Consider the following 17,053-nt stretch of genomic DNA (forward strand, 5'->3'; position numbering starts at 1 on the left):
CGAATTCCCGCTACCGCTCATCTGCAGAAAGCGCGCGGGCTGAAGGGTCCGCTCGGATGCCTGACGCAGGCGCGCTACGGAATCGCGTGGGGCGCGATCGGCGCGGCGCGGTCGTGTTTCCATTGCGCGCTGGATTACACCAAATCGCGCAAGCAATTTTCGCGTCCGCTGGCCGGCTATCAACTGGTGCAGGCAAAGCTGGTGAGGATGCTGACCGAGATCACCAAGGCGCAGATGATTTGCCTGCGGCTGGCTCATCTGAAGGACCAGGGCAAGATGCGCCCGGAGCACGTATCGTTCGCAAAAAGAAATAACGTCAACGAGGCGCTGAAGATCGCCCGCGATGCGCGCGACATGCTCGGCGCCAACGGAATCGTCAACGAGTACCCGGTGATCCGTCACATGCTGAACCTGGAGACGGTGAACACCTACGAAGGCACCTTCGACGTGCATACGTTGATCCTCGGCCGCGACATCACGGGCGAGAACGCGTTCGAGTAAAAGCTCGCGGGCGCGCATACCGCCGTCCACAGCCGTCGTGCCGGATAGCACGCAGAGCAGGGAGAAAATCGGATGGAACTCAAGGGCAAGAATGCAATCGTCACCGGCGCCGCGCGTGGAATCGGCCGCGGAATCGCGCTCAAGCTCGGGGCGGCAGGCGCAAACGTCGCGCTCGTCGATATAGGGAGTCCGGCGGACCGCGCGCTTACCTACAATTTGAGCGCGCAAACTGAACTGAACAGCAGCGTCGAGGAAGTCAAGGGACTCGGCGTGAAGGCTATCCCGATCCTCGCCGACGTGACGCGGTTCGCCGACCTGGAGCGGATGGCGTCGGAGGTGGCCGCGAAACTCGGCTCGATCGATATCCTGGTGAACAACGCGGGGATCATCGGGTTCGGGCCGGTGAGCAGCTTTGCCGAAGAAGCGTGGGACCGCGTGATGGCGGTGAATGTGAAGGGCCAGTTCCTGTGCGCCAAGGCGTGTATCCCGCACATGATGAAGCAGCGCGAGGGCGCGATCGTGAATATCGCGTCGGTGGCGGGCAAGACCGGCCACGGCGGCATGTCGGCGTACTGCGCGAGCAAGTTCGCGTCGGTGGGCTTCACCCAGTCGCTGGCGGAAGAGCTCGGCCCGGTGAACATTCGCGTCAACGCGGTATGCCCCGGGTATCTGCGCACTGCGATGTTTACCGACGTGCTCGGACCGATGATCGCCGTTCAATATGGGATAAATCGCGAGGCGGCCTTCGACGAATTCATCGCGCGCACTACCTTCCTCAAGCGCGAGCAGACGCCTGCCGATATCGGCGAGGCGGTGGTCTATTTGTGCCGCGCGGAAAACATTACCGGCGAATCGATCAACGTCGCCGGCGGTGGCGAACTGCATTAGTAGCGCGCGCGTAGAGCAGGGGCGAGCCCCTGCACCCTCCCGAAACCCAAACTGGGTTTCGGACTTCCTGCAGTATTAAAACGGGGAAAGGGATGCGGGCTTCGCCCTGTTAGAAGGGGTTAAGGGGGAATTCACCTCGCCCCAGTTAGGGTGCCGCGTCCCGCGCGAACTGGTACTGAGCTGAGGTTCAGTGCGTACCGAGCCAAGACTGCCACCGCAGTCTCTCTATGCGTCGAGGATGACGGGTGGAAATGAATTTCTGTCTGGTCCAGTGGCCATTGTCCCGCGCAGCGAATTAGAAATACGACCTCGGCCTCAAGTGTCTCAATATCCAACATCTGCCGGTGAGCCGGGGCGTCATCCTGGCACCAGACATCGAGGAATGCGTCAGCCTTGCAGTGGCGCCAAGCATAACCGTAATAGCCGCTCTCGCCCTTGGCTTTCCATCCGAGACGTAATCGGTTTCGAAGCGATTGTTTGGTAACCCCGACATAGAAGGGGGGTTTATCATCGGCGCTCACGATATAAAGCTTCGGCTTCTTGGAAGTCGCGATGCCGGAGAACCTAGGCGTGCCTCTTTCGCACGTGACTTGGAAATTAGTTGAATCAAAGTTCAACTTATATCGTTCGGGTCCGGAGATATGCATACTCGCAACCTAAATGCCTTCGCGGCGCTGCTGCGCGGCGCGATTGCCTGATGCGCCGCACACCAGGTCCCTACCGTGTTCTCTCATCATAGACCTGCGCGATGCGCCGACTCAGGCAAAAAAGGTTTGGGGCGTCGGGAGTCTCGGCCATCGCAAGGCAGCCAGCCTCCGCGAAGTGGTTCCAGTACAGCTTGCATGCGCAGATCCGTTGACGAAGCCGGTCTTCGAAAAGCCCAGATACGTGTTCCGGACATGGATCAACAACTACGATTTGTCGATGAAACCTTTTGAGAAGTTCGCCAAGAAACTCGAACGATTCATCGTCATCGATGTTACCGTTCGGCTGGCGTCCGAATGAATAGCCGATCAGCAGAAGAAATTCGGCCGGCCTGCTCAAGCGCTCGGTGGCGAACTTATATTCATTGCGTCGAGTGATGGTTTTCAGTTCTGGACCGGGAAGCCACAACCCGGACGAATTTGGCAGTGCCAAACCAAACTCTGCGGCAGCGCGAAGGAATTGTTCGAACTCCGGGTGCTCGATAATGCGGCGCTCAATTGCGCCGTGCGGATTGAGCACGATATGAGGTGGTTCGCAGTAATTGGCCAACAGTGCGTCGGTGTTGAAGTCAAAGAGTACGGCAGGCGGCGGCACGAAGTTGAAAATCCGATAGTTCGCAGGCGCACTTTCTTCAATGGGCCGATAAATGTGTCGCTGAAAGAACGCGGCAAGAGCCTCGTCATAAACACCGCAAAGTAAAAAGCCCTTCCAGCGCTCCGCATGATCGAAAAGAGAGCGAGGGGGTAACAGCCGCTCTCTGATCTCGGTTTGAGGCGCCTGCCGGGCAGGGTAGGAACCAATTTGATGATACGCCGAGATTCCGAGCCGCACGATCACATCCATGGGTGGAATCACTGGAATCGCCAAGCCTGCGCCTGAAACCACGAACAGATTTGACGAGGACAGCGCCGCAGCGGCGAGCAAGACATTGTCAAGCGTGTTGGTAGGAATGTCTCTGTGTGTTTCCATGGGGTTGTCAAACTGTCGCTGATAGCAATTGTAGCCGCACAAGGTCCTTAAGTTGCGATCGCTTCAACTGCGACAAAATGCGCCTCCGCCGCAACGGACGCCCACCGCGCAGGTGATTCTTCCTTGGGGTGCAGCGTTCACCCCTGCGGTCAGCCCTGCCATCGCGTAGTCGCGAAAAGATGCGCTGCGCAGATTTTCGCGTCTTCTCACTGCGGTGCAGGGGTCACCCCTGCCGCACACCGCGCAGGTGATTCTTCCTACCGCGCGCGACAACGGAGCGCGGCCTTAATACTGGGTGCAGAGGTCACCCCTGCCACGGTGGGTTTCACATTCAATCTATTCCCGCCAGCTTGCGCGCGTATGCGGCCACCGTCTTGAAGTCGTACTCGCGATAAGCCTGCAACTTCTCGGCTTCGAATCCGCCTTCGGCGTGCACCGCAAGCACTTCCTGGTAGCCGCCGAAATCCGATGACGTGAGATCGCCGATCAGGTTCAGCAGCCTCAGGCGCTTCTCCGCATCGAAACCCTTCGCGCCGCCCATGTACTTGAGCACGTAGGCGCCGGTCGCCTCGCTGGTGAGATCTTCAGCGGCGGGCCCCGTCACCAGCAGGCCGCCGGCGAGGTCCTGCACGATTTGCACCGCCTGATGGTAGTTGTGAGCGAAGTGATACTTCGCGACGTTGGTGAGCAGCGTATTTGGCACCGCGACGCCGTCCTCGAGCGTGCAGCTGCGCGCGGCATGCTCGATAAGTCCGCGCACGGTGGTGTGATACGCCGCCAGATGGGTGAGCTTGTCGCGCACGTGACCCGCGCGCGAGATTCCGTTGGCCTCCGCGATCGCATGGCCGGCGCCCGCCATCAGTTCGAGCAGCGGCAGTTTGTACGACACGGCGGTGAAGCGATGGAACCGTACGAAGGTCAGCGCGAGCAAACCGGCAAATTCGATCTCGCCTTGCAGGAAGACGCGCTCTTTGGGCACGAACACGTCGTCGAAGACCGTCAGCGTCTCCATCATCTTGTGGCGCGCGCTGATCGGATGCTCGAAATCGTTTTTATGCGAGCTGCCGTGGGGCGACGCGAGCAGCTTCAGGCCGGGCGTGTTGATCGGCAACGCGAACGCGACGGCGTAGGCCTGGTCCTCGGCGCGCATCGCACGCGTCGGCAGGACGATCACCTCATTGGTGTTGGTCGCGACGCTGGTGTGAACCTTGGCGCCGCGCACGACGATGCCGTCGGGGCGCTCCTCGACGATTCGCACGTAGTAGTCCGGATGATCCTGCTGGGTGGGACCGAGCGCGCGATCGCCCTTGGCGTCGGTTTGCGCGACGGCGACGGCGAGATCGTTGTCGCGGCAATTTCGGTAGTAGTTGCGGATGCGCTCGCGGTACTCGGGCTTGCCGGCAGCCGCGAGCTGTTCGCCGATGATATGCAGCGCGAGGATCGCGTCGGTGCCGATTTCCTTGATCAACACCACCAGCGTGGCGCCCTCGCGCGTCGCCGCCGCGATCAGCCGGCTGCGCTTTAGCAGGTCGTCGCCATTTTGCGGAACATGGTAGTAGCGGCTGTACTCGTCGGCGCCCTCTTTCACCACCGCGAGGTCGCGATACTTCGGATCGTGCGCCATCCGGTAGTCGAGCGCCGCATGCTCGACTGCTATTCCGATTACCGGATGCGCGGTCACGTCGGCCACCCGTTCGCCCCTGAAAAACACCGCGCGGCCGTCGCGCAGCGAGCTTTTGTACTGTTCAGCCGTCCGTAGTCCCATCGTCCTCTATGCCTCTTGAGTACCTATTAACCCTCGCCCGCTTGCGGGAGAGGGAACGGCGTCCGCGCCGGGGGTGAGGGTGCTGTTACAGCGCGCCATCTCCGTCTTTTCTTTAATCGCCATCCGCAAACGCGCTGCTCATCGCGTCTCGGTTGCGGCGCGGGCGAAACGCCAATATAGAAGCGCAGAGCGTGCGCTGTCCAACTGCCCGCGCGCGACAACAGAGCGCGGCCTTAACCTTGGGTGCAGGGGTCACCCCTGCCGCGTGGGAGAAGCGTTATGGCGAGTCCAAAAATGTTCGATTTGAGCGGCAAGGTCGCCGTGGTCACGGGCGGCAACGGGGGTATCGGACGCGGGATCGCGCTCGGATTTGCCGAGGCCGGCGCGGCGGTCGCGATCCTGGCGCGCAACGAAGAGAAGAATCGCGCCGTCGTGGACGAACTCGCCAGGGCGGGCGTGCCTGCTATAGCGATCAAGCTCGACGTGACGCGGCGCGACGACCTGCGCCCGGCGATGGAGGAGGTCGAGCGCAAGCTGGGACCCATCTCGATCCTCGTCAACAACGCCGGTATCGCGCTGGTGGGCAGCGCGTTGAATTTCAGGGCCGAGGACTGGGACCGCGTGATCGAAACGAACCTGAACTCATGCTTTTTCCTTTCGCAGATCGCGGCGCAATCGATGGCGGCTCGCAAGCAAGGCAAGATAATCAATATCGTGAGCGAATATTCCCTGTTCGGCGCGCAAAGCATAATTCCGTACGCAGCGGCGAAGGGCGCGCTGGTGCAGGTGACCAAGACGATGGCGATCGAGCTGGCGCCGCACAACATCCAGGTCAACGCGATCTTGCCGGGATGGATCGAGACCGACATGACGGTGATCGCGCAGCGCGGCCCGTGGTTCCAGGAAATAATCGCGCGCACTCCGGCCGGCCGCTTCGGCAAGCCCGAGGAGACCGCCGGTGCGGCGGTGTTTCTGGCTTCGCAAGCGTCGGACTTCATAACCGGATCGACCGTCGTCGTGGATGGCGGCTACGCGATCAGATGAGAATGAGCCGAAGCCCTGAGTCCTCGAAGGGGAAGAATCCCGGATCCCCCTTCCTTCTTCTGTTCCAATAACCTCTCCTTGTCCAAGCACGTGCCACTGGCGCACGGGCGGCGCGAGTTGGTGAAAAACTCAAACGGGGTGAGCGCCGGGAGAGGTGCAACGCCCGCCAGCAGCCCCTGCCCGCGCGCGACAACGGAGCGCGGCCTTAACATTGGGTGCAGGGGTCACCCCTGCTGTTTAACGCGGGCGGCGCGCCGGCGTAAGATGCCGCATCATGACTCGACGCAAAACGCCCTCTTCCGCTCGTCCTGAATCGGCGCGTCACGAGCACGGCCTGCCGGCGCTCAAACCATTGCGCGTGTTGGTGGCCGGCGAGGTAATTCTCGATCGCTACCTGTGGGGCGACGTCGCGCGAATCTCGCCCGAAGCGCCGATTCCGATCCTGCGCGTGCAACGCCGCGAGGAAAAGCCCGGCAACGCCGGCTTCGTGATGGCGAACTTGCGCGCGCTCGGCGCCGAGGTGAGCGCGCTCAGCGTGGTGGGCGCGGATCGCAACGGCGCTCTGCTGCGCGAGATTTTCGCCGATCTGGGAATCGATACGCGCTCGATTCTGATCGATCCCGACCGCCCCACCATCGTCAAGGATCGAATGCTCGGTTCCGTGCAGGCGGCCCATCGCGCGACCCAGCAACTGCTGCGCGTCGATGAGGAAGACCCGAGCGCGCTCAAGCCCGCGCGCGAACGCGAGCTGATTGCCCGCGTCAAGTCCGAGCTTCGCAGCTGCGACGGGGTGCTGATATCGGATATCGACAAGGGAATGCTGACGCAGGCCGTGTTGCGGGCGCTGATCGATGGAGCCCGGGCGCGCGGCATCCCGGTGATTGTCGATCCGCGCCGGACCGAGGACTTTTCGATTTATCGCGGCGCCACCGCGCTTACGCCCAATCGTCACGAAACCGAAGTCGCCACCGGGATGCAGCTTACCGATCGCGGCGCGTGGCGCAAGGCGGCCGAAACTCTGGTGCGCAAGCTCGGCCTGGAGGCGTGCCTGATAACGCTCGATCGCGACGGGATGTACCTGGCGGAGCGCGGCGGCAAAGACACCTACGTATCGACGGTGCCGCGCGAGGTTTACGACGTGACGGGAGCGGGCGACGTGGTGCTGAGCGTGTTCGGGATGTTTTCGATCGCGGGACTGGGCTTCTCGTCGGCGGCGACGATCGCGAACCTGGCCGCGAGCATCGAGGTGACCCGGATCGGCACGGAAGTGATCACGCGCGAAGATCTCGCCCGCGCGCTGAGTCCCGCTCACTTGAGCTACGAGCGCAAAATCCATTCGATCGACGAACTCAAGGCGGCGCTGGAGCGCGAGCGGCGCGCCGGCCGGCGAATCGCGTTTACCAACGGATGCTTCGATCTGCTGCACGCCGGGCATATCCAGATGCTCGCGTTTGCGCGCGCGCAGGCCGACCTGCTCGTGGTCGGACTCAACAGCGATCGCAGCGTGCGGCGGCTCAAGGGCGACGCGCGCCCCATCTATCCCGCGGCGGAGCGGGCGAGAATCCTCGCCGCGCTGGAAGCGGTTGATTACGTAGTTGTGTTCGACGAAACGCGGGCCGAGAAAATTATTCGCGCGGTTAAACCCGACGTCTTGATCAAGGGCGAGGATTGGCGCGGCAAGCGGGTTGACGGCCAGGCATTCGTCGAATCGCGCGGAGGAACCGTGGCGCTGGCGCCGTTGCTGGGCGGACGCTCCACCAGCGCGACTATTGATCGGATGAGTTCGAAGCCGCGCGCGGGGAAAGACGGCGCGTGATTTGATCGGTGAATTGCTTGAGTTCCGGCATCGCAAGCATCCAGGCGCCGAACAGGTAGAGCCCGCCGTAAGTCGAAAGTACCGCCAACCCCTGGATGCGCGGCCCGAATCCCGCCATCCGAAGTTTCAGGATGAATGCGAGCGCGGCGGCTCCAAGAGCCAGCGCCCACAATTTCGCCAGATACGAACGCTCGAGCCCGGTCCATCCGATACGCCCGTTGAGCGCCCATCGCAGCATCGCAAACTCAACCCATCCCGCCGCGCCCGCTGACACCGTCAGTCCGGCAACGCCCCACTTCTGCGCGATTCCGAGCATCGGCGGCAGTGGAATCGCGCACAGATAGCCGAGCACCAGCGTCAGCGCGACGCGGATTAGTGCGAATCGAAGCGGGGTGCGGGTGTCGAACAGCGCGTAGAACGCCGAATTGTACAACCGGCCCATCGTGGCCGCGAGCAGCCCCACCCCCGAACCCGCGAGCACGGCCCACACGTAAACCGCATCGGCGCGGGTGAAAGCGCCGGATTGATAAATCATCGCGACGATCACGTCGCCGAGAATCAAAAAAGCCGCGGACGACGGGACCACCAGGAATGCGATTTGGCGCAGTCCCCGGTTCAATCGAATACGCAGAATCGCGCTCATTTGCTCGGGCATCGCACCGGCGGCGCGCGACATCGCGGGCAACTCCGACGCGGCCACCGAGTATCCGAACAGGCTGATCGGCACCATGTAGAGCAACTGGCCGTAGTTGAGCGCGGCGACGGCGCCGGTCGGCAAGAGGCTCGCCAGCACGTTGTCCACGTAAGCGCTCAGGTTGACTACGCCGCGGCTGAGGACCACCGGCGTCAGATTGTGGAACACGGATCGGAGCGGCGCGGCGATGCGTGCGAAGTCGATGCGATTCTTTCTCAGCAGCGCAAGCGTTTGCGGCACCTGTACCGCGATTTGCAAAGCGGAGCCGACCACCGACGCCCACGAGATCAAGATCGCAAGCCCGTCCTGCGAGCGGCGCGGCCCGTAGTAGAGCAGTGCCGCGATCATTGCGACATTCCACGCCACCGGCGCGGTGTACGAGACGAAAAATTTGTGATGGCTGTTCAGGACGCCGAGAAACCACGCCGACATCACCAGCAATCCTGCGCCGGGAAACAGGATGCGCACGATCTGTATCGTCAGCTCGCGTTTGTCGCCCGCGAAGCCCGGCGCGATCACGTCGATCAGATACGGCGTCACCATCACGCCGATCGCCACCATCACCGATACGCCGAGAGTCAGAATCGCGCCGACGCCCCACGCCAGCATGTCGGCGGTTTCATTGTCGCCCTCGCCCAGCAATTTTCCGTAAACCGGGATGAACGACGCCGACAGCACGCCCTCGCCGAACAGGTTCTGCAGAATGTTCGGGATGCGAAACCCCGCCTTGAACGCGTCCGCGGTGGCCGAGTCGCCGAGGAAATGCGCGAAGATGCTGTCCCGGACGAGACCGGCAATCCGGCTGAGCAACACGCCCGCGGCGATCGTGCCGGCCCGGCTCGCGCCCGATCCGCTCGCGCCCGCGGGGCCGGGGCGTGCCTCGGCGCGCGGTTCGTTGCGATCCTGACGATTGGGTGCGATTTCGGACAAGTGCCCTCTGACGCAGGCAGTATAGCGACCGTCAAAGGCGCGTAGTAGCGGGCGTTCGAGGCGCGCTACAATCGTCCTGTGAGCTTTTCGCTCTACGTCCATATTCCGTGGTGCCACTCGAAGTGTCCGTACTGCGACTTCAATTCGCACGCGGCATCCTCATGGCCGGAAGCGCAATATACCCGCGCGCTGATTTCCGAGCTGAAGTACCGGGCGAGCACTCCGCCGTATTCAGGCCAGCGCATCCGGACCATCTTTTTTGGGGGTGGAACGCCGTCGCTGTTCGATCCCAAATCCATCGGCGAGATTATCGACGCCGCCAATCGCGCCTGCGGGATAGAACCCGACGCCGAGATAACCCTCGAAGCGAATCCGGGCACCGTGGACCTGGCGAAACTCGGCGGGATGCGCGCGGCGGAGGTAAATCGAATCAGTTTCGGCGCGCAGTCGTTCAATGCCGCGACGCTCAAGTTTCTCGGCCGGATTCATTGCGCCGACGAAACCCGCACAGCTGTAAGAATGGCGTATCGCGCCGGCTTCGATCGCCTCAATCTCGATTTGATCTTCGCGGTTCCGGGACAGACGGTTGCCGATGTTCTCTTCGACATCGAATCGGTGGCCGCGCTCGAACCCGATCACATCTCGGCATACAACCTGACCTTCGAAGAAGGCACCGCTTTTTTCACGGACTTGAAGCACGGACGAATCAAACAGCTCGCGACTGACGAGCAGGCCGCGATGTATCAAACCGTGCGCGAAGAAATCCCGCGGCGCGGCTACGCTATGTATGAAATTTCGAACTATGCAGCGCCCGGCCACGAAGCGCGCCACAACCTGACCTACTGGCGCGCGCAGACGTACCTCGGAATCGGCGCGGGCGCTCACAGCTACGCAGGTGACGGGCGCGGCGGCCAGCGCAAGCGATGGTGGAACGAGAAACTCCCGGCGCGTTACATTTCCGCGATCGAAGAGCGCAGAAACGCGGAGGCCGGCGCTGAAACGATCGACGAAGCCGGCGCGCAGAGCGAATTTGTGTTTCTCAATCTACGGCTGCGCGAAGGCTTCGCGCTGGCCGATTTTCACGAGCGCTTCGGCCGCAGCTTCGAATCCATCTTCGGGAGCGTCGCCACCACGCTGTTCGAAAACGGGTTGCTGACGCTCGAGCGCGGCCGAATCAAGCTGACCGATCGCGGCCTGGAAATGGCCGACTCCGTGTTCGCCGAATTCGTCTAGCCGGTGCGCGCGATCGTTGCGTCGAGCAGTTCGACGATGCGGGCCGGCGTGGCAAGCCGGATGAACGCGCCCAGGCGCGGTCCGCGCTCCTGGCCGAGAATCGATCGATACAGAAGCGGAAAAATCTTGCCGGGCTTGTCGTAATTTTCGCGGCCGAGATCGTAAATCTTCTTCTCGATCTCTTCGGCGCTCGCACCCTGATTTTCAACCAGATACGCCGCGAGGCTTTTCAGCTGCGCGCGCTGCGTATCCGACGGCGTGTAGGGTTCCCTCACGATGAAATCGCAGTAGAAATTGAGCGCGCATTCCATCAGCGTCCGGCCCATCGCCTCCGTTTCGGGATCGCCCGCGATCGACGCGTCGTAGCGGACCAGATATTCCCAGATGTGGCCGCGATCCGAAGTGCCCAGCGCGCCGACGGCGTTCATCATCAGCCCGAAGCTGAGCGCCGAGTTGAATCGCCTCGGGGTCGTGCTCTGGATGACAAATTCGAGCACCGATTCGCGCCGCTGCTGCTCCGACGCCGCCGCGTAGGCGCGCAACGCGTCGAGGTATTCGTCGACGTATTGCGGAATCGCCTCGAGAAACAGCTTGCGCGCGCGGCGCGGATTGAGCAGCAGAAAAAATTTGAGCACCTCGATCGGCGCGTAACGCGTCCACTGTTCGACCGTCACGCCGCGTCCGACTGACTTCGAGACCTTGCGCCCTTCCTCGTCGAGGAACATCTCGAACGGAAATCCCAGCGGCGGCTGCGCACCAAGCACGCGCATAATTTGTCCCGAGAGCCGCGCCGAGTCGGTGAGATCCTTTCCGTACAATTCGTAATCGACCTTGAGCACGTACCATCGCAGCGCCCAGTCGACCTTCCATTGCACCTTCGCCTTGCCGCCAAGCACCGACTGCTCGCCGCGAAAACCGCATCCCGGCCTGCCGCCCGCGCTCTTTTCGCACGCGAACTCGATCGATGCGCGCTCGGGGTGGTAAGCCGACACCGTTCGCTCGACGACTTGCCCGCAGTTGGGACAAATCGGCATGAACGGCGACCATCCCGCGCGATTTTCCTCGCGCAGCGTCGGCGCGATGATCGCGGTAATCTCCGCGTGCTTGTCGAGGATCAGCTTCAGTCCCTCGTCGAAGCGCCCCGACGAATACATCTCGGCCGCGCGCATCAGTTCGTACTCGACCTCGACCGGCGCCAGAAATCCGCCGAGCAGCCCGATCATGTGATCGGCAAAGCTCGCGCAGCATCCAAACGGGTCGGGGATCTTCGAGACCGGGATGCCGAGATATTGCTCGACGTCCTCGCGGTTGGGCACGTTCTCCGGCACCTTGCGGAGTCCATCGAGGTCGTCGATGAAAACGATCAGCCGCGACGGCCGTGACGGCTCGATCAGAGCAAACGCCTTGCGCACGAACGACGGACGCAGGATTTCCGCCATCGTGCCCAGATGCGGCAAACCCGACGGGCCGAAGCCGCTCTGGAAAATTACCGGACGCGCTGGCTCGTACGCCGCGACGCGCTCTGCAAGCCGTCGGGCTTCTTCACGCGGCCATAGTTCCGCACCGGCCGCGTTGCCGGGCTGCGAATCTGACTTATCCGAACGGCCGGGTCTCGATACGTCCGCCATCGATCAGTTTTCTTCCTTGGACCAGCCCGGCTAGCTTTCCGGCTTGTCGGGATTCTTGCCGCGCAGCACGCTGGCGACCGCCTCGTGTATCCACGGATCGATCTGCAGGTCGCGATTTTTTTCCGAGGCGAGCCGGAGTTTAACCGCGCAGTTGCCGCAGATAAAGGCCTCTTGGCGAAAGCCCGCGGTATCTTCGACGGAAATGCGCAACAACCACTCGGCGAATGTCCGGCGGCAGATCGCACAGTGAAATTTATTGGAATGGGAATCGGTGGAATCCATAAACGGCTCTTATTCTATATCATTGCTTCAACGCTTTGCGCTGTGGTATTTCGGGACCACCCATGAATTCTTCCACGGCTCGCCAGGATTGTGACGACTGCCTGCATTTTCGGACCGCCGGTCCCGTTATTCGAGCTGATCGCGCCCCAAACGCCCGCACCCGAGCTGTCCGCGGCTAAACCGACGACTTCGCCCGTCGTCGCTCGAGGCGGCGCGGGATTGTTTCATCTTAATTATGGATCAGACGTTCACCAGGCAGAAAATCAAGGAATTGCGCGCGATGGTCGGCGAAGGCGATCGCGTGGCGATCGTGCTGCAGGACGATCCCGATCCCGACGGGATGGCGAGCGCGATGGCGCTGCGGACGCTGCTCGGGCGCAACAAGCAGACCACGCCGCTGTTCGCGTTCAAGCCGGTGACGCGGCCGGAAAATCGCACCATGGAGCATCTGCTGGAGATCGAAATCCAGCCGGCCGATACGGAGGAACTGCGCGCCTTCGACAAGATTGCGATGGTCGATGTGCAGCCGCCGTACTTCGGCGAGAAAATTCCGCGCGCCGATATCGTGATCGATCATCATACCGGCTACCCCGGCGGCGCCGCTGAGTTCGAGGACGTGCGGACGAAATACGGCGCGACTGCGACGATCATGACCGAGTACCTGGTCACGGCGGACGAAAAAATCAGCGAGCGCCTGGCGACCGCGTTGCTCTACGGAATTCGCAGCGACACTTTGGCGTTGTCGCGCCGCGTGACCGACGACGACCTGCAAGCGTTCACGCTTCTGGTTCCGCTGGCCAACTACAGTATGCTCCGGCAGATCGATCGTCCCGAGCTGCCGCTCAGTTTCGCACGAATCTTGGCGCGCGCGATGAAACGGATGGTGGTCAAGGACCGGCTGGTCGTGCTCAATCTCGGCCACGTCGAGCGCGACGACCTGATCGTGCAGATGGCGGACTTCTGCCTGCAGTTCGAGGGCGTGGCGTGGGTGGCGGTGGCGGGCAAGCTCAGCGGCAAGCTGGTGATAAGCGTGCGCAACCACGGGATGAGCGGAGACAACGCGGGCGAGGCGGTGAAGAATCTGTTCGCCGATATCGGCAGCGCCGGCGGCCATCGCAACATGGCCAAGGCGGTGATCCCGTTGCGCGCATGGCGTCGGCGCGAGGGCACTACCCGCGACGCGCAAATCGAATCGCGGCTGCGCGAATTGTTCGCCGCGGCGATCAAGGGCGACGCCGAAGCCGGCGGAGCGCGCAGCGCGCCCGGCCGCAACGGCAACTGACGCGCGCGCCGCCGCACGGCCGTTTACCGGTTGGCGCGATTTACATATCGTGGTTGCCGGCGATGTGTGATCTGGTCCGATGAGTCCGAGGCTGTTCAAAATTTCTCCGCTCGAATTTCTGGCGCCGATGATTGTCGGCTGCGCGCTGTTCATGGAGATGCTCGACTCGACAGTCATCTCGACCGCGCTGCCGGTGATGGCCAAATCGTTGGGCGAGGATCCGATCAAGCTCAACCTCGCGATCACCTCCTACCTGCTGAGCCTGGCGGTTTTCATACCGATCAGCGGCTGGATGGCGGATCGATTCGGCGCGCGCACGGTCTTTCGCGCCGCGATCGTGATCTTCACAATCGGTTCGGTGCTCTGCGGAGTGTCGCAATCGCTGCCGCAGCTGGTCGCCGCGCGTATCGCGCAGGGCTTCGGCGGGGCGATGATGGTCCCGGTCGGACGTTTGATCGTGCTGAAAACGGTGGCCAAGTCCGAGCTGGTAACCGCGATGTCCTATTTGACCGTGCCCGCGGTGCTGGGACCGGTGGTCGGGCCGCCGATCGGCGGGTTCATCGTGACCTATTATTCCTGGCGCTGGATTTTCTTCATCAACGTGCCGATCGGCGCGATCGGCATCACGCTGATCACCTGGTACATCCCCAACATCCGCGAGGATTTGATCGTCCCGCTCGACTGGCGGGGCTTTCTGCTTACCGGCCTGGGGCTGGCGGGCATGGTCTTCGGCTTCGAGTCGATTGGCCGCGGCGTGCTTCCCGCCGGCATCGTCATGTGCGTGATGGCCGGCGGCGGCATGTGCATGGCGCTCTACATCATGCACGCCAAGCGCATCGACTATCCGATCATCGACCTGGGGTTGATGAAAATCCCGACCTTCAACGCGGCTACGATCGGCGGCGGATTTTTTCGGATGGGCATCGGCGCGTTGCCGTTTTTATTGGCGATGCTGCTGCAGGTGGTGTTCGGACTTAGCGCGTTCGCCTCGGGAATGCTGACGTTCGCCAGCGCCGCGGGTGCCTTGTTCATGAAGATGACGGCGACGCCAATCATCCGGCGCCTGGGTTTCCGCTCGGTGCTGATCGGCAACGGCGTGCTCAGCGCTTTCATCATGGTGAGCTACTCGCTGTTCCGCTCGACGACGCCACACTACGTCATCATATTGGCGCTGCTGACCGGAGGATTCTTTCGCTCGCTTCAATTCACCGCGCTGGGCAGCCTGGCCTATGCCGACGTATCCAACGCGATGATGAGCGGCGCGAGCAGTCTGTCGAGCATGGCGCAGCAATTGTTTTTGAGCCTCGGCGTGGCGCTGGGTGCGATGGTGCTGCACATGAGCATGGGCGCGCGCGGCACCGGGCATCTGTCGGTGCATGATTTCACCCCGGCCTTTGTGATCATGGGAGTTCTCGCGCTGATGTCGTCCGTGCTTTTCATCCCGCTGGAGTATCATGCCGGCGATGAAGTGAGCGGGCGGCGGACCGGCGTCGAGCTTGCTCGCACGGCGCAGACAGTTCCGCAAGCGGATTGATCGCGCGCGGTCGTTTACCGAAGCCGGCGATACCTTTATCTTAATGCTCGTGAATGCGGCGGAGGCGACCGTGGAGGTCAAGAACCGGCTCGGACTTCATCTGCGGGCCGCATCCGCGCTGGCGCAGACGGCCGCGAAGTTCACCTCGCAGGTGATGATTGGCCGCGGCAAGAACCTGGTCAGCGCCAAGAGCATGACCAGCCTGATGATGCTGGGGGCGGCGCAGGGCTCCAAGCTCAAGGTCCGTGCCGAAGGCGCCGACGCGCGCGAGGCTCTCAAGGCCGTGCAGACGCTGTTCGACGAGCGCTTCGGCGAGGAATGAGCGGGCAGAGTCGAGCTGTCGCGGCGAACCGAGCAGTTCACGCTGCGCGCCATCTTGATTCTGTCCGATTGGTCAGTTATACCCATCACTACCTGAAAATCTTGAGGCGCGTTGCCGTTTTTTCACTTTCCGGCAGGCGCTATGCTGACCCCTCTGGAATAGAACTCAATTGAACTTCTCAGTCCCGCGCGCCGCCCGCGTAAGTTGAATTCCGGTCTGCGACGGCGCACCCGAAAACACGCTTTTCAAGGAGCAATTGCTAATGCCGCTTAAGGATTTCCTGTTCACGTCCGAGTCAGTCTCCGAAGGCCATCCGGACAAAATGTGCGATCAGATTTCAGACGCCGTGCTCGATGCGCTCATCGCCGAGGACCCCGACTCGCGCGTCGCCCTTGAGTCGCTGGCCAAGACCGGGCTGATCGTGCTGGCCGGCGAGATCACCAGCCGCGCACGCCCCGACTATGTGAAACTCGCGCGGCAGACCGCGGTCGAAATCGGGTACGACAGCACCGAGGTCGGTTTCGACGGCAACCGCTGCGCGGTGCTGACCGCGATCGAGCCGCAGTCGGCCGATATCTCGCAGGGTGTGACCGAGGGGCAGGGGCTGCACAAGGAACAGGGCGCCGGCGATCAGGGCCTGATGTTCGGTTTCGCGTGCGACGAGACGCCGGAATCGATGCCGCTGCCGATCGCGATGGCGCATCGGCTGATGGAAAATCTGACCAAGCTGCGCAAAACCCGTCAGCTCGATTTTCTGCGCCCCGACTCCAAGAGCCAGGTCACGGTGCGCTACGCCGACGGCCGGCCGGTCGAAGTGACGGCGGTGGTCATCTCGACGCAGCATTCGCCGGACGTGAAATACGAAAAAATCCGCGAGTCGGTGATTGAGCAATTGATCAAGAAGACCATTCCCGAACAGTACCTGACTCGCGCCACGGTCTACCACGTCAATCCCACCGGCAGCTTCATCATCGGCGGACCGCATGGCGATTGCGGACTCACCGGGCGCAAAATCATCGTCGATACCTACGGCGGCTACGGCCGTCACGGCGGCGGCGCGTTCTCGGGCAAGGACCCGAGCAAGGTCGATCGCTCGGCCTGCTACATGGCGCGTCACGTGGCCAAGAATGTTGTCGCGGCGGGACTCGCCACGAAATGCGAAATCCAGGTCGCCTACGCGATCGGCGTCGCCGAGCCGGTCTCGATACTCGTCGATACCTTCGACACCGGCGTCGTGCCGCAGAACAAGCTCTCGGCCACCCTGCGCGAGCTGTTCGATTTCCGGCCCGCCGGAATCATCAAGACGCTGAACTTGAAGCGCCCGATCTATCAGCCGACCGCCGCCTACGGACACTTCGGCCGCACCCCGCATGACGGGCTGTTCCCGTGGGAGCGGGTCGATATGGCCGAGACTCTGCGCAGCGCGTTCGGGCTCGACGGCCGCAGCTGATAGCGCACCG

At 62.3% G+C, this 17,053-nt stretch carries 14 protein-coding genes; 9 read left to right on the forward strand and 5 right to left on the reverse strand.

The annotated features are described in order from the left end of the window. A partial coding sequence (locus ABSB13_RS05505) for an acyl-CoA dehydrogenase family protein (RefSeq protein ID WP_428106221.1) occupies positions 1-501 on the forward strand: 501 nt, incomplete at its 5' end. A gap of 72 nt (positions 502-573) precedes the next feature. Next, positions 574-1,389: an SDR family NAD(P)-dependent oxidoreductase gene (locus tag ABSB13_RS05510; protein ID WP_428106223.1), complete on the forward strand. Its 816-nt coding sequence runs from the start codon at positions 574-576 to the stop codon at positions 1,387-1,389. Between the two features lie 717 nt (positions 1,390-2,106). On the opposite strand, the gene ABSB13_RS05515 is transcribed toward ABSB13_RS05510, so the two are convergent. After that, on the reverse strand, positions 2,107-3,105 hold the full coding sequence (locus ABSB13_RS05515) for a hypothetical protein (RefSeq protein ID WP_428106226.1): 999 nt from the start codon (positions 3,103-3,105) through the stop codon (positions 2,107-2,109). Between the two features lie 289 nt (positions 3,106-3,394). Then, positions 3,395-4,828, reverse strand: a complete 1,434-nt coding sequence (locus tag ABSB13_RS05520; protein WP_428106228.1) for a 4-hydroxyphenylacetate 3-hydroxylase N-terminal domain-containing protein — start codon at positions 4,826-4,828, stop codon at positions 3,395-3,397. Positions 4,829-5,107: 279 nt separating this feature from the next. Between ABSB13_RS05520 and ABSB13_RS05525 the strand changes: the two genes are divergently transcribed. Together ABSB13_RS05525 and ABSB13_RS05530 are read left to right on the forward strand one after the other, a co-directional pair. Then, positions 5,108-5,872 carry an SDR family NAD(P)-dependent oxidoreductase gene (locus ABSB13_RS05525; RefSeq protein WP_428106231.1) on the forward strand — a complete coding sequence of 255 codons (765 nt, stop codon included), beginning with the start codon at positions 5,108-5,110 and terminating at the stop codon, positions 5,870-5,872. A 274-nt stretch (positions 5,873-6,146) separates the two neighbouring features. After that, on the forward strand, positions 6,147-7,688 hold the full coding sequence (locus ABSB13_RS05530) for a PfkB family carbohydrate kinase (protein ID WP_428106234.1): 1,542 nt from the start codon (positions 6,147-6,149) through the stop codon (positions 7,686-7,688). On the opposite strand, the gene murJ is transcribed toward ABSB13_RS05530, so the two are convergent. Next, positions 7,639-9,312, reverse strand: coding sequence for a murein biosynthesis integral membrane protein MurJ (gene murJ, locus ABSB13_RS05535; RefSeq protein ID WP_428106237.1), 1,674 nt, complete (start codon positions 9,310-9,312; stop codon positions 7,639-7,641). The two genes, ABSB13_RS05530 and murJ, sit on opposite strands and share 50 nt — an antisense overlap. Positions 9,313-9,390: 78 nt before the next feature. On the opposite strand from murJ, the gene hemW reads away from it, so the two are divergent. After that, the gene (gene hemW, locus ABSB13_RS05540; protein WP_428106239.1) at positions 9,391-10,545 is read left to right on the forward strand and encodes a radical SAM family heme chaperone HemW; all 1,155 of its coding nucleotides are present in this window, start codon (positions 9,391-9,393) and stop codon (positions 10,543-10,545) included. Here hemW and lysS read toward each other — a convergent pair. Both lysS and ABSB13_RS05550 read right to left on the reverse strand, forming a co-directional pair. After that, positions 10,542-12,173, reverse strand: a complete 1,632-nt coding sequence (gene lysS, locus ABSB13_RS05545) for a lysine--tRNA ligase (protein ID WP_428106242.1) — start codon at positions 12,171-12,173, stop codon at positions 10,542-10,544. The genes hemW and lysS overlap by 4 nt on opposite strands. Positions 12,174-12,203: 30 nt before the next feature. Beyond that, positions 12,204-12,383 (reverse strand): hypothetical protein, encoded by a 180-nt coding sequence (locus tag ABSB13_RS05550; RefSeq protein ID WP_428106245.1) that lies wholly within the window; start codon positions 12,381-12,383, stop codon positions 12,204-12,206. Positions 12,384-12,690: 307 nt separating this feature from the next. On the opposite strand from ABSB13_RS05550, the gene ABSB13_RS05555 reads away from it, so the two are divergent. From ABSB13_RS05555 to metK, 4 genes are all read left to right on the forward strand, one after another. After that, positions 12,691-13,737, forward strand: a complete 1,047-nt coding sequence (locus ABSB13_RS05555; RefSeq protein ID WP_428106248.1) for a DHH family phosphoesterase — start codon at positions 12,691-12,693, stop codon at positions 13,735-13,737. A gap of 79 nt (positions 13,738-13,816) precedes the next feature. Continuing rightward, positions 13,817-15,271, forward strand: a complete 1,455-nt coding sequence (locus ABSB13_RS05560) for an MFS transporter (protein ID WP_428106250.1) — start codon at positions 13,817-13,819, stop codon at positions 15,269-15,271. A 70-nt stretch (positions 15,272-15,341) separates the two neighbouring features. Beyond that, the gene (locus ABSB13_RS05565) at positions 15,342-15,593 is read left to right on the forward strand and encodes an HPr family phosphocarrier protein (protein ID WP_428106252.1); all 252 of its coding nucleotides are present in this window, start codon (positions 15,342-15,344) and stop codon (positions 15,591-15,593) included. Between the two features lie 262 nt (positions 15,594-15,855). After that, entirely contained in the window at positions 15,856-17,043 is a 1,188-nt protein-coding gene (gene metK / locus ABSB13_RS05570; RefSeq protein WP_428106254.1) for a methionine adenosyltransferase, read from the forward strand. The last annotated feature ends 10 nt before the right edge of the window (positions 17,044-17,053 follow it).

It is taken from the genome of Binatus sp. (SeqCode) (genome assembly GCF_050013435.1).
Classification (GTDB): Bacteria; Desulfobacterota; Binatia; order Binatales; family Binataceae; genus Binatus.

Coding starts and splice junctions, on each gene's coding strand:
- ABSB13_RS05510 (WP_428106223.1), top strand. CDS start 574: ATGGAACTCAAGGGCAAGAATGCAATCGTCACCGGCGCCGCGCGTGGA.
- ABSB13_RS05520 (WP_428106228.1), bottom strand. CDS start 4,828: ATGGGACTACGGACGGCTGAACAGTACAAAAGCTCGCTGCGCGACGGC.
- ABSB13_RS05525 (WP_428106231.1), top strand. CDS start 5,108: ATGGCGAGTCCAAAAATGTTCGATTTGAGCGGCAAGGTCGCCGTGGTC.
- ABSB13_RS05530 (WP_428106234.1), top strand. CDS start 6,147: ATGACTCGACGCAAAACGCCCTCTTCCGCTCGTCCTGAATCGGCGCGT.
- lysS (WP_428106242.1), bottom strand. CDS start 12,173: ATGGCGGACGTATCGAGACCCGGCCGTTCGGATAAGTCAGATTCGCAG.
- ABSB13_RS05555 (WP_428106248.1), top strand. CDS start 12,691: ATGGATCAGACGTTCACCAGGCAGAAAATCAAGGAATTGCGCGCGATG.
- ABSB13_RS05560 (WP_428106250.1), top strand. CDS start 13,817: ATGAGTCCGAGGCTGTTCAAAATTTCTCCGCTCGAATTTCTGGCGCCG.
- metK (WP_428106254.1), top strand. CDS start 15,856: ATGCCGCTTAAGGATTTCCTGTTCACGTCCGAGTCAGTCTCCGAAGGC.